Below are 12501 nucleotides of genomic sequence, written 5' to 3' on the forward strand. Positions count from 1 at the left end.
TAGGCTTGCGGCCCGTGACCGCAACCCTCATCTGGATCCTGGTCGTCCTCGTCGCCGTCGGCCTGTACCTGAGCTGGACGGCGGGCCGCCTGGACCGGCTGCACGCCCGGATCGACGCCGCCCGGGCCGCCCTGGACGCGCAGTTGCTGCGCAGGGCGTCCGTGGCCCAGGAACTCGCCACCTCCGGCGTGCTCGACCCGGCCGCCTCCATGGTCCTCTACGAGGCCGCGCACGCCGCCCGGCAGGCCGAGGAGGAGCTGCGGGAGGTCGCCGAGAGCGAGCTGAGCCAGGCCCTGCGCGCCGTGTTCGCCGACGCGCAGCAGGTGGACGCGCTGCGTGAGGCGCCCGGGGGAGAGGCGGCCGCCCACGAACTGGCCGAGTCCGTGCGGCGGGTGCCGATGGCCCGGCGTTTCCACAACGACGCGGTGGGGGCCGCCCGCAGGCTGCGCGAGCACCGCAAGGTCCGCTGGTTCCGTCTCGCCGGGCACGCGCCCTTCCCGCTGGCCTTCGAGATGGACGACGAGCCGCCGGCCGCCCTGGTCGAGCGGGCGGCGTAGTACGGGGTCCACCGGGAAGCGCTGGGAAGCACTGGGAAGCGCCGGGAAGGGAAAACGATCCACCGCCTTCCCATTGGCCCTTGCTGTGGCCTGCTCGCCTCACGTTTCCTCGTTGCTGCAGAAACCCCCTTCCCCTCAGCGAGGTACCCGTGTCCAGCACGCTCTCCGAAAACCAGGCACCCGAGACCGGCACCGCCCGCGTGAAGCGCGGCATGGCCGAGCAGCTCAAGGGCGGCGTCATCATGGACGTCGTCACGCCGGAGCAGGCGAAGATCGCCGAGGACGCGGGCGCCGTGGCCGTCATGGCGCTGGAGCGGGTCCCGGCCGACATCCGCAAGGACGGCGGCGTGGCCCGGATGTCCGACCCGGACATGATCGAGGGCATCATCAACGCCGTCTCCATCCCGGTGATGGCCAAGTCCCGCATCGGCCACTTCGTGGAGGCCCAGGTCCTGCAGTCCCTCGGCGTCGACTACATCGACGAGTCCGAGGTCCTCACCCCGGCCGACGAGGTCAACCACAGCGACAAGTTCGCCTTCACCACCCCCTTCGTCTGCGGCGCCACCAACCTCGGCGAGGCCCTGCGCCGGATCGCCGAGGGCGCCGCGATGATCCGCTCCAAGGGCGAGGCCGGCACCGGCAACGTCGTCGAGGCCGTCCGGCACCTGCGCCAGATCAAGAACGAGATCGCCCGCCTGCGCGGCTGTGACAACAACGAGCTGTACGCCGCCGCCAAGGAGCTGCGCGCCCCGTACGAGCTGGTGAAGGAGGTCTCCGAGCTGGGCAGGCTGCCCGTCGTCCTCTTCTCCGCCGGCGGTGTCGCCACCCCGGCCGACGCCGCGCTCATGCGCCAGCTCGGCGCCGAGGGCGTCTTCGTCGGCTCCGGCATCTTCAAGTCCGGCGACCCGGCCAAGCGCGCCGCCGCGATCGTGAAGGCCACCACCTTCTACGACGACCCGAAGATCATCGCGGACGCGTCCCGCAACCTCGGCGAGGCCATGGTCGGCATCAACTGCGACACCCTCCCCGAGACCGAGCGCTACGCCAACCGCGGCTGGTAAGGCACCCGATCCATGAGTGACACCCCCGTCATCGGCGTCCTGGCCCTCCAGGGCGACGTACGGGAGCACCTCGTCGCCCTGGCCGTGGCCGACGCCGTGGCCAGGCCGGTGAGGCGCCCCGAAGAACTCGCCGAGGTGGACGGCCTCGTCCTCCCCGGCGGAGAGTCCACCACCATCTCCAAGCTCGCCGTCCTCTTCGGCGTGATGGAGCCCCTCCGCGCGCGCGTGCGGGACGGCATGCCCGTCTACGGCACCTGCGCCGGCATGATCATGCTGGCCGACAAGATCCTCGACCCGCGCTCCGGACAGGAGACGGTCGGCGGCATCGACATGATCGTGCGCCGCAACGCCTTCGGCCGGCAGAACGAGTCCTTCGAGGCCGCCGTCGACGTCAAGGGCGTCGAGGGCGATCCCGTGGAGGGCGTCTTCATCCGCGCCCCCTGGGTCGAGTCCGTGGGCGCGGCCGCCGAGGTGCTCGCCGAGCACGACGGCCACATCGTCGCCGTCCGCCAGGGCAACGCGCTGGCCACGTCGTTCCATCCGGAGCTGACCGGCGACCACCGCGTGCACCGGTTCTTCGCCGACATGGTGCGCGCGAACCGGGCGGCGGAGTCCTTGTAGGATTCCTCCGTTCGCACAAAGACGGGTTACGCGAAGGAGACAGGCAGATGTCCGGCCACTCTAAATGGGCCACGACGAAGCACAAGAAGGCCGTCATCGATGCCAAGCGCGGCAAGCTCTTCGCGAAGCTGATCAAGAACATCGAGGTCGCGGCCCGCATGGGTGGTGCCGACGTCGACGGCAACCCGACGCTGTACGACGCCATCCAGAAGGCGAAGAAGCAGTCGGTCCCGAACAAGAACATCGACTCCGCGGTCAAGCGCGGTGCGGGCCTCGAGGCCGGCGGCGCCGACTACGAGACGATCATGTACGAGGGCTACGGCCCCAACGGCGTCGCGGTCCTCATCGAGTGCCTCACCGACAACCGCAACCGTGCCGCCTCCGACGTCCGCGTCGCCATGACCCGCAACGGCGGCTCCATGGCCGACCCGGGCTCGGTGTCGTACCTGTTCAACCGCAAGGGCGTCGTGATCGTGCCCAAGGGCGAGCTGAGCGAGGACGACGTCCTCGGCGCCGTCCTGGACGCGGGTGCGGAGGAGGTCAACGACCTCGGCGAGTCCTTCGAGGTGCTCAGCGAGGCCACCGACCTGGTCGCGGTCCGCACCGCCCTCCAGGAGGCCGGCATCGACTACGAGTCCGCCGACGCCAACTTCGTCCCGACCATGCAGGTCGAGCTGGACGAGGAGGGCGCCCGGAAGATCTTCCGGCTCATCGACGCCCTCGAGGACAGCGACGACGTGCAGAACGTCTTCGCCAACTTCGACGTGAGCGACGAGGTCATGGAGAAGGTCGACGCGTAAGGCGTCCCCTGCTCAGCGGGCCGACGGGGACACACCCCGTCGGCCCGTCGCCTTGTCGGTGGCACCCGATAGCCTGCACAAACAGGTGATCGACGAGAGGGGCCCGCGTTGCGCGTGCTGGGGGTGGACCCGGGGCTGACCCGTTGCGGGGTCGGTGTCGTGGAGGGCGTCGCGGGCCGGCCGCTCACCATGGTCGGCGTCGGCGTCGTCCGCACGCCCGCGGACGCCGACCTCGGTCACCGCCTCGTCGCCGTCGAGCAGGGCATCGAGCGGTGGCTGGACGAGCACCGGCCGGAGTTCGTCGCCGTGGAGCGCGTCTTCAGCCAGCACAACGTCCGCACCGTCATGGGCACCGCCCAGGCCAGCGCCGTCGCGATCCTGTGCGCCTCCCGGCGCGGCATCCCCGTAGCCCTGCACACGCCCAGCGAGGTCAAGGCCGCCGTCACCGGCAGCGGCCGCGCCGACAAGGCCCAGGTCGGTGCCATGGTCACCCGCCTGCTCCGGCTCGCCGCCCCGCCCAAGCCCGCCGACGCCGCCGACGCCCTCGCGCTCGCCATCTGCCACATCTGGCGCGCCCCCGCGCAGAACCGGCTCCAGCAGGCCGTGGCCCTGCACACCGCCCAGGGCGTCCGCCGCCCGCAGACCCCCCACCCGTCGAAAGGCCGCCCCGCATGATCGCCTTCGTCAGCGGCACCGTCGCCGCCCTCGCCCCCGACGCCGCGGTGGTCGAGGTCGGCGGCGTCGGCATGGCCGTCCAGTGCACGCCGAACACGCTGTCCACCCTGCGGCTCGGCAAGCCCGCCAAGCTCGCCACCTCGCTCGTCGTGCGCGAGGACTCGCTCACCCTCTACGGCTTCGCCGACGACGACGAGCGCCAGGTCTTCGAGCTGCTCCAGACGGCCAGCGGCGTCGGCCCCCGCCTCGCGCAGGCCATGCTCGCCGTGCACCAGCCCGACGCCCTGCGCAGAGCGGTCTCCACCGGCGACGAGAAGGCGCTCACCGCCGTCCCCGGCATCGGCAAGAAGGGTGCCCAGAAGCTGCTCCTCGAGCTGAAGGACCGGCTCGGCGAACCGATCGGCGCCCCCGCCGTCGGCGCACCGGTCAGCACCGGCTGGCGCGACCAGCTGCACGCCGCCCTGATCGGCCTCGGGTACGCCACCCGCGAAGCCGACGAGGCCGTCGCCGCCGTCGCGCCGCAGGCGGAGTCCGCCGAGGGCACCCCGCAGGTGGGCGTGCTGCTGAAGGCCGCCCTGCAGACGCTGAACCGCGCCCGCTGACCACGCCCGCCACCACCGACCCGGTGCGCCACGGCAAGGAGAACGAAGTGAACTGGGACGACACGACCGACGCGGAGGCCGCCGCCGAGCGGCTGGTGGGCGCTGTCGCCGACGGCGAGGACCAGGCCGTGGAGGCCGCCCTGCGCCCCAAGGACCTGGGCGAGTTCATCGGCCAGGAGAAGGTGCGCGAACAGCTCGACCTGGTGCTGCGCGCCGCACGCGCGCGGGGGGCCACCGCCGACCACGTGCTGCTCTCCGGCGCCCCCGGCCTCGGCAAGACCACCCTCTCGATGATCATCGCGGCCGAGATGGAAGCCCCCATCCGCATCACCTCGGGCCCCGCCATCCAGCACGCCGGCGACCTCGCGGCGATCCTCTCCTCCCTCCAGGAGGGCGAGGTCCTCTTCCTCGACGAGATCCACCGCATGTCGCGGCCCGCCGAAGAGATGCTCTACATGGCGATGGAGGACTTCCGCGTCGACGTCGTCGTCGGCAAGGGCCCCGGCGCCACCGCCATCCCCCTGGAGCTGCCGCCGTTCACCCTGGTCGGCGCCACCACGCGCGCGGGCCTGCTGCCGCCCCCGCTGCGCGACCGCTTCGGCTTCACCGCCCACATGGAGTTCTACGGGCCGGCCGAACTGGAACGCGTGATCCACCGCTCGGCCGGCCTGCTCGACGTCGAGATCGACCCCACCGGCGCCGCCGAGATCGCCGGCCGCTCCCGCGGCACCCCCCGCATCGCCAACCGCCTGCTGCGCCGGGTCCGCGACTACGCCCAGGTCAAGGCCGACGGCCTGATCACCCAGGAGATCGCCGCGGCCGCCCTCGCCGTCTACGAGGTCGACGCCCGGGGCCTGGACCGCCTCGACCGGGGCGTGCTGGAGGCCCTCCTCAAGCTGTTCGGCGGCGGCCCGGTCGGCCTGTCCACGCTGGCCGTCGCCGTGGGGGAGGAGCGTGAGACAGTGGAAGAGGTCGCCGAACCCTTCCTCGTACGGGAGGGACTGCTCGCCCGCACCCCTCGCGGGCGGGTGGCCACTCCGGCCGCATGGGCACATCTCGGCCTCACCCCGCCGCGTTCACAGAGTTCAGGAAACGGACAACAGGACTTGTTCGGGGCGTGACGACCCGCTCACGCGAGGCACATTCGCCGGAGCAGGAACCCCGGTGCCATGCTGGGCGTTGTTCCATGCGCGCGGACTCGCCTAGACTCCGCCGATGCCGCCCTTGTCGGCGGTGTACACACCCCCAACCATCAGGCCGCTCACCATCGCGGTCGTGTGAAGGAAGTACCGACCCGTGAGTCTCGTGACCCTCCTCCCGTTCATCGTGCTCATCGGGGCCATGTTCCTGATGACGCGGTCGGCGAAGAAGAAGCAGCAGCAGGCCGCCGACATGCGGAACCAGATGCAGCCCGGTTCCGGCGTCCGCACCATCGGGGGCATGTACGCCACGGTCAAGGAGGTCAACGACGACACGGTCCTCCTCGACGCCGGCCCCGGAGTCGAGCTGCTCTTCGCGAAGAACAGCATCGGCGCCGTCCTCACCGACGACGAGTACAACCGCATCGTCCACGGCATCGAGCACGACCTGAAGTCCGACGCGGACGTCGTCCCCGACGACGCCTCCTCCCTCACCGAGACCGACGCCCCCGCCGACGCCTCCTCCGACGAGAAGTCCGTCGACCTCGGCAAGAAGGCCGAAGAGCCTGCCGACGAGACGGCCGACGAGCCGACGGCCGACGCCGCGCCCGCCGAGGCGAAGACGGACGAGAAGGCGAAGAAGTCCGACGGCGGTTCCGAGGCGAAGTAAGCCGTGCCCCGGGGTGCGCGGGACGGGTTCCCGCGCACCCCGCGTGACGCGCGGCTCGCACGGATCCGGACACCATGTGATGGCCGCCGGTGACGCCTTCTGGGCGCCAAGCGGCCCGAGAGGGAGTACACAAAGGTGGTAGCACCTAAAAAGGGAAAGAATGCGAGCGCTCAGAGTAAGCCCGGGCGCTCGCTGGCCCTGATCCTGATCGCCATCGTGGCGCTCACCGGGGGCATGTTCGCCTCCGGACACACGACTCCGCGTCTCGGCATCGACCTGGCAGGCGGCACGAGCATCACGCTCCGGGCCGTCCCGGAGGCCGGCCAGGAGTCCGCGATCAACAAGACCAACATGGACACCGCGGTCGAGATCATGAACCGCCGTGTCAACGGTCTGGGCGTTTCCGAAGCCGAGGTCCAGACCCAGGGCGACCGGAACATCATCGTCAACATCCCCAAGGGGACGAACTCGAAGGAAGCCCGGGAGCAGGTCGGCACCACCGCCAAGCTGTACTTCCGTCCGGTCGTCGCCACTGAGCTCTCCGGCGCCAACGCGACCGGCAGCCCCTCGCCGAGCGAGACCGGCGGCGCCTCGGACAAGGCGACCGACAAGGCCACGGACAAGGCGACCGAGAAGGCCACCGACGGCGACAAGGCCACCGACGGCGACAAGCCCGCCAGCGGCACGCCGTCCGACCCCGCGTCGGCCAGCGCCACCACCCAGGGCCGCGCCGCGAGCGACGCCCTCAAGGCCGACCCCAGCCCGTCCGCGAAGAGCTCCGACGGCGCTTCCCCGTCCCCGAGCGCCAGCGCCTCCGGCGACGACGCGGCCGCCAAGGTGCAGCAGCAGTACGCGGCCCTGGACTGCACCGACGCCAACGCCCGCGCCAAGGCCGGCAAGGGCGCCAAGCCGGGCGACTCGACGGTGGCCTGCGGCCAGAACGCGCAGGGCCAGTGGCAGAAGTACATCCTCGGCCCCGCCGCGGTCGACGGCACCGAGGTCGACAAGGCCGACGCCGTCTACAACACGCAGACCGCCGCCGGCTGGACCGTGACGATGAAGTTCACGGACAAGGGCAGCAAGAAGTTCGCGGACATCACCGGTCAGCTTGCCCAGAAGCAGTCCCCGCAGAACCAGTTCGCCATCGTCCTGGACAACGAGGTCGTCTCCGACCCGTACGTCAGCCAGAGGCTCACCGGCGGCAACGCGGAGATCTCCGGCAGCTTCGACCAGGAGGAGGCCCAGAGCCTCGCCAACATGCTGTCCTACGGCGCGCTGCCGCTGACCTTCAAGGAGGACAGCGTCACCACCGTGACCGCCGCGCTCGGCGGCGAGCAGCTCCAGGCCGGTCTGATCGCGGGCGCGATCGGCCTCGCCCTGGTCATCCTCTACCTGCTGTTCTACTACCGCGGTCTGTCGTTCATCGCCGTCGCCTCGCTGATGGTCTCGGCGGGCCTCACCTACGTGATCATGTCGCTGCTCGGCCCGACCATCGGCTTCGCGCTGAACCTGCCGGCCGTGTGCGGTGCCATCGTCGCCATCGGCATCACGGCGGACTCGTTCATCGTGTACTTCGAACGCGTCCGCGACGAGATCCGGGAAGGCCGCACGCTGCGTCCCGCGGTCGAGCGGGCCTGGCCCCGCGCCCGGCGCACCATCCTCGTCTCGGACTTCGTGTCCTTCCTCGCCGCCGCGGTGCTCTTCATCGTCACCGTCGGCAAGGTGCAGGGCTTCGCGTTCACGCTCGGTCTGACGACCCTGCTCGACGTGGTCGTGGTGTTCCTCTTCACCAAGCCGCTGCTGACGCTGATGGCCCGGCGCAGGTTCTTCTCGAGCGGTCACAAGTGGTCCGGCCTCGACCCGAAGGCCCTGGGTGCCAAGCCCCCGCTGCGCCGCACCCGCCGTCCGTCCCGTCCTGCCGCCGGCCCTGTCGACCCGAAGGAGGCGTGAGAGATGTCGAAGCTCGGCACACTCGGCGCCCGACTGCACCACGGCGAGGTCGGCTACGACTTCGTCAAGAACCGCAAGATCTGGTACGGCATCTCGATCCTCATCACCATCACGGCCATCGTCGGCCTGGCGGTGCGCGGACTGCACATGGGCATCGAGTTCCAGGGCGGCGCGGTCTTCACCACCCCGAAGAACATGAGCGCCTCGGTCGCCCAGACCGAGACCTGGGCGGAGGACGCCTCCGGCCACGACGCCATCGTGCAGAAGCTCGGTGACGGCAGCCTCCGCATCCAGATCGCGGGCACCGACACCCGGCAGTCGGACCAGATCAAGGAAGACCTCTCCGGGAAGCTGGACGTCCCGGCGGAGAAGATCAACGCCGACCTGGTCGGTCCCAGCTGGGGCGACCAGATCGCGAACAAGGCCTGGCAGGGCCTCGGGATCTTCATGGTCCTCGTGGTGATCTACCTGGCGATCGCGTTCGAGTGGCGGATGGCACTGGCCGCCTTCGTCGCCCTGATCCACGACATCACCATCACGGTCGGCATCTACGCCCTCGTGGGCTTCGAGGTCACACCGGGCACGGTGATCGGTCTGCTGACGATCCTCGGTTACTCGCTCTACGACACGGTCGTCGTCTTCGACAGCCTCAAGGAGCAGACGAAGGACATCACGAAGCAGACCCGCTGGACCTACGCGGAGATCGCCAACCGCTCGATCAACAGCACCCTGGTCCGCTCCATCAACACCACGGTGGTCGCGCTGCTGCCGGTGGCGGGCCTGCTGTTCATCGGCGGCGGTGTCCTCGGCGCCGGCATGCTCAACGACATCTCGCTGTCGCTGTTCGTCGGCCTCGCCGCGGGCGCCTACTCGTCGATCTTCATCGCCACGCCGCTCGTCGCCGACCTCAAGGAGGCCGAGCCGCAGATGAAGGCCCTCAAGAAGCGGGTCCTCGCCAAGCGTGCCCAAGGGGCGGCCAAGGGCGAGCAGGCACCGGCCGCCGCGGACGAGGCACCGTACGCGGACGACGAGAGCGACGACACGGCACCCGCGGTCGTCGGCCCCCGCAACCAGCCCACCTCCCGCGGCAGGGGACGCGGCCGGCCCTCGGGGAAGCGCCGATGACCGGGACGACCGGCCTCACGGAGCTGCTGCTCAGCCGCATCCGGGACGTGGCCGACTACCCGGAGCCGGGTGTGGTGTTCAAGGACATCACCCCGCTGCTGGCGGACCCGGCGGCCTTCACCGCCCTGACCGACGCCCTCGCCGGGGTCGCCGGGGAGACCGGTGCCACCAAGGTCGTCGGCCTGGAGGCCCGCGGCTTCATCCTGGGCGCGCCGGTGGCCCTGCGGGCGGGACTCGGCTTCATCCCCGTACGCAAGGCGGGCAAGCTCCCCGGAGCCACGCTCAGCCAGGCCTACGACCTGGAGTACGGCTCCGCCGAGATCGAGGTGCACGCCGAGGACCTGAGCGCGGGCGACCGCGTGCTGGTCGTCGACGACGTCCTCGCCACCGGCGGCACCGCCGAGGCCTCGCTGGAGCTGATCCGCCGGGCCGGTGCCGAGGTCGCGGGCCTCGCCGTCCTGATGGAGCTGGGCTTCCTCGGCGGACGGGCCCGGCTGGAGCCGGCCCTGGCCGGGGCACCGCTGAAGGCGCTGCTCACGGTCTGAACCGCGCACACCGCACGTCGGAGGCGGGCCCGGAGGAATCCGGCGCCCGCCTCAGGCGTTGCAGACACTGACGGCCCTCACAGACGTCACAGGCCCTCACATCGGCCAGAAGGCGATCCCCGAGGGCAGGATCGCTACCATGGGGTATCCGGAGCCTGACCGGGGGACCCGGATCGCGCACGAGGAGTCCTCTTGCCAGACGAGGCCCAGCCACTGACCGCCGCAAAGCCCGAGTCCGCCTCGGCGTCCGCGGCGAAGCCCGCGCCGAGCGCGCCCCAGGCGAAGAACGACACGCGCGGGCCGATCCAGCACGCCGCGTCCGCGCCGGTCGACAAGCCCGCGGAGCAGCAGCCGCGCCCCAAGCCGCTGCCGTCCGAGCGCCCGCAGAACGCGCCCGTGGTCCGCACCCCCGCCGGGCAGCCCACCCGCTCCGGCTCCTCCAACCGCGTCCGCGCCCGCCTCGCCCGCCTCGGCGTGCAGCGCGCCAACCCGTACAACCCGGTCCTGGAGCCGCTGCTGCGCATAGTGCGCGGCAACGACCCCAAGATCGAGACGGCGACCCTGCGCCAGATCGAGCGCGCCTACCAGGTCGCCGAACGCTGGCACCGCGGCCAGAAGCGCAAGAGCGGCGACCCGTACATCACGCACCCGCTCGCCGTCACCACCATCCTCGCCGAGCTCGGCATGGACCCGGCCACGCTGATGGCCGGGCTGCTGCACGACACCGTCGAGGACACCGAGTACGGCCTGGAGGACCTGCGCCGCGACTTCGGCGACGTGGTCACCCTGCTCGTCGACGGCGTCACCAAGCTGGACAAGGTCAAGTTCGGCGAGGCCGCGCAGGCCGAGACCGTGCGCAAGATGGTCGTCGCCATGGCCAAGGACCCGCGCGTCCTGGTCATCAAGCTCGCCGACCGCCTGCACAACATGCGCACCATGCGGTACCTCAAGCGCGAGAAGCAGGAGAAGAAGGCGCGCGAGACCCTGGAGATCTACGCGCCGCTCGCCCACCGGCTGGGCATGAACACCATCAAGTGGGAGCTGGAGGACCTGGCCTTCGCGATCCTCTACCCCAAGATGTACGACGAGATCGTCCGCCTGGTCGCCGAGCGCGCCCCCAAGCGCGACGAGTACCTCGCCGTCGTCACCGACGAGGTCCAGCAGGACCTGCGTTCGGCCCGCATCAAGGCGACCGTCACCGGCCGACCCAAGCACTACTACAGCGTCTACCAGAAGATGATCGTCCGCGGCCGGGACTTCGCGGAGATCTACGACCTGGTGGGCATCCGCGTCCTGGTGGACACCGTCCGCGACTGCTACGCGGCGCTCGGCACGGTCCACGCCCGCTGGAACCCGGTTCCGGGGCGGTTCAAGGACTACATCGCGATGCCCAAGTTCAACATGTACCAGTCGCTGCACACGACGGTCATCGGGCCCGGCGGCAAGCCGGTCGAGCTGCAGATCCGCACCTTCGACATGCACCGCCGCGCGGAGTACGGCATCGCCGCGCACTGGAAGTACAAGCAGGAGGCCGTCGCCGGTGCCTCCAAGGTGCGCACCGACGCACCCAAGGCGTCCGGCAAGAGCAAGGACGACCACCTCAACGACATGGCGTGGCTGCGCCAGTTGCTCGACTGGCAGAAGGAGACGGAGGACCCCGGCGAGTTCCTGGAGTCCCTGCGCTTCGACCTGTCCCGCAACGAGGTCTTCGTCTTCACCCCCAAGGGCGACGTCATAGCGCTCCCCGCCGGCGCCACCCCCGTGGACTTCGCCTACGCCGTCCACACCGAGGTCGGCCACCGCACCATAGGGGCGCGGGTCAACGGACGGCTGGTGCCGCTGGAGTCCACCCTGGACAACGGCGACCTGGTGGAGGTCTTCACCTCCAAGGCGGCCGGCGCGGGACCCTCCCGCGACTGGCTGGGCTTCGTGAAGTCGCCGCGCGCCCGCAACAAGATCCGCGCCTGGTTCTCCAAGGAGCGCCGGGACGAGGCGATCGAGCAGGGCAAGGACGCCATCGTCCGCGCGATGCGCAAGCAGAACCTGCCGATCCAGCGCATCCTCACCGGCGACTCGCTGGTCACGCTCGCGCACGAGATGCGCTACTCGGACATCTCCGCGCTCTACGCGGCGATCGGCGAGGGCCATGTCTCCGCGCCGAACATCGTGCAGAAGCTCGTCCAGGCGCTCGGCGGCGAGGAGGCCGCCACCGAGGAGATCGACGAGTCGGTTCCGCCGTCCCGGGGCCGTGGCCGCAAGCGCCGGGCGAACGCCGACCCGGGCGTGGTCGTCAAGGGCGTCGAGGACGTGTGGGTCAAGCTGGCCCGCTGCTGCACGCCCGTCCCCGGCGACCCGATCATCGGCTTCGTCACCCGCGGCAGCGGCGTCTCCGTCCACCGCAGCGACTGCGTGAACGTCGACTCGCTGTCCCGGGAACCCGAGCGCATCCTCGAGGTCGAGTGGGCGCCCACGCAGTCCTCGGTCTTCCTGGTCGCCATCCAGGTGGAGGCCCTGGACCGCTCCCGGCTCCTGTCGGACGTCACCCGGGTGCTGTCCGACCAGCACGTCAACATCCTCTCGGCGGCCGTCCAGACCTCCCGCGACCGGGTCGCCACCTCCCGGTTCACCTTCGAGATGGGCGACCCGAAGCACCTGGGCCACGTCCTGAAGGCCGTACGCGGCGTCGAGGGCGTCTACGACGTGTACCGGGTGACTTCGGCGCGCAGGCCGTCGTAGCGGGCCGCGCAGGCGCACAC

At 70.8% G+C, this 12501-nt stretch carries 12 protein-coding genes; all 12 read left to right on the forward strand.

The genetic code is table 11. The features are described 5' to 3' along the window. Positions 1 to 14: 14 nt before the first annotated feature. The 12 genes from NI25_RS31725 (at position 15) to relA (ending at position 12481) form a co-directional block, all read left to right on the forward strand. Positions 15 to 557 carry a hypothetical protein gene (locus tag NI25_RS31725; protein ID WP_061445742.1) on the forward strand — a complete coding sequence of 181 codons (543 nt, stop codon included), beginning with the start codon at positions 15 to 17 and terminating at the stop codon, positions 555 to 557. A gap of 149 nt (positions 558 to 706) precedes the next feature. Then, the gene (gene pdxS / locus NI25_RS31730) at positions 707 to 1618 is read left to right on the forward strand and encodes a pyridoxal 5'-phosphate synthase lyase subunit PdxS (RefSeq protein ID WP_061445743.1); all 912 of its coding nucleotides are present in this window, start codon (positions 707 to 709) and stop codon (positions 1616 to 1618) included. 12 nt (positions 1619 to 1630) lie between these two features. After that, a complete protein-coding gene (pdxT, locus tag NI25_RS31735) occupies positions 1631 to 2239 on the forward strand; it encodes a pyridoxal 5'-phosphate synthase glutaminase subunit PdxT (protein WP_061445744.1) in 609 nt (202 codons plus the stop codon). Positions 2240 to 2286: 47 nt separating this feature from the next. Continuing rightward, complete coding sequence (locus tag NI25_RS31740) at positions 2287 to 3039, forward strand: YebC/PmpR family DNA-binding transcriptional regulator (protein WP_061445745.1); 753 nt, start codon at positions 2287 to 2289, stop codon at positions 3037 to 3039. A 108-nt stretch (positions 3040 to 3147) separates the two neighbouring features. After that, on the forward strand, positions 3148 to 3714 hold the full coding sequence (ruvC, locus tag NI25_RS31745; RefSeq protein ID WP_061445746.1) for a crossover junction endodeoxyribonuclease RuvC: 567 nt from the start codon (positions 3148 to 3150) through the stop codon (positions 3712 to 3714). Beyond that, complete coding sequence (gene ruvA, locus NI25_RS31750) at positions 3711 to 4316, forward strand: Holliday junction branch migration protein RuvA (protein WP_061445747.1); 606 nt, start codon at positions 3711 to 3713, stop codon at positions 4314 to 4316. Before ruvC ends, ruvA begins: the two co-directional genes overlap by 4 nt. Before the next feature lie 47 nt (positions 4317 to 4363). Then, complete coding sequence (gene ruvB / locus NI25_RS31755; RefSeq protein ID WP_061445748.1) at positions 4364 to 5437, forward strand: Holliday junction branch migration DNA helicase RuvB; 1074 nt, start codon at positions 4364 to 4366, stop codon at positions 5435 to 5437. Positions 5438 to 5612: 175 nt separating this feature from the next. Beyond that, entirely contained in the window at positions 5613 to 6125 is a 513-nt protein-coding gene (gene yajC, locus NI25_RS31760; protein WP_061445749.1) for a preprotein translocase subunit YajC, read from the forward strand. Between the two features lie 135 nt (positions 6126 to 6260). Continuing rightward, positions 6261 to 8075, forward strand: a complete 1815-nt coding sequence (gene secD / locus NI25_RS31765) for a protein translocase subunit SecD (protein ID WP_061445750.1) — start codon at positions 6261 to 6263, stop codon at positions 8073 to 8075. 3 nt (positions 8076 to 8078) lie between these two features. Beyond that, the gene (secF, locus tag NI25_RS31770; RefSeq protein ID WP_061445751.1) at positions 8079 to 9200 is read left to right on the forward strand and encodes a protein translocase subunit SecF; all 1122 of its coding nucleotides are present in this window, start codon (positions 8079 to 8081) and stop codon (positions 9198 to 9200) included. After that, positions 9197 to 9745, forward strand: a complete 549-nt coding sequence (locus NI25_RS31775) for an adenine phosphoribosyltransferase (protein ID WP_061445752.1) — start codon at positions 9197 to 9199, stop codon at positions 9743 to 9745. The genes secF and NI25_RS31775 overlap by 4 nt, the downstream gene beginning before the upstream one ends. 192 nt (positions 9746 to 9937) lie before the next feature. Continuing rightward, positions 9938 to 12481 carry a GTP pyrophosphokinase gene (relA, locus tag NI25_RS31780; protein ID WP_061445753.1) on the forward strand — a complete coding sequence of 848 codons (2544 nt, stop codon included), beginning with the start codon at positions 9938 to 9940 and terminating at the stop codon, positions 12479 to 12481. The last annotated feature ends 20 nt before the right edge of the window (positions 12482 to 12501 follow it).

It is taken from the genome of Streptomyces sp. CCM_MD2014, assembly GCF_000772045.1.
GTDB classification, from domain to species: Bacteria; Actinomycetota; Actinomycetes; order Streptomycetales; family Streptomycetaceae; genus Streptomyces; species Streptomyces salinarius.

What these genes read in the sequence shown, in the direction of transcription:
- pdxT (WP_061445744.1), top strand. Translation starts at nt 1,631, where the DNA reads ATGAGTGACACCCCCGTCATCGGCGTCCTGGCCCTCCAGGGCGACGTA.
- NI25_RS31740 (WP_061445745.1), top strand. Translation starts at nt 2,287, where the DNA reads ATGTCCGGCCACTCTAAATGGGCCACGACGAAGCACAAGAAGGCCGTC.
- ruvA (WP_061445747.1), top strand. Translation starts at nt 3,711, where the DNA reads ATGATCGCCTTCGTCAGCGGCACCGTCGCCGCCCTCGCCCCCGACGCC.
- secF (WP_061445751.1), top strand. Translation starts at nt 8,079, where the DNA reads ATGTCGAAGCTCGGCACACTCGGCGCCCGACTGCACCACGGCGAGGTC.
- NI25_RS31775 (WP_061445752.1), top strand. Translation starts at nt 9,197, where the DNA reads ATGACCGGGACGACCGGCCTCACGGAGCTGCTGCTCAGCCGCATCCGG.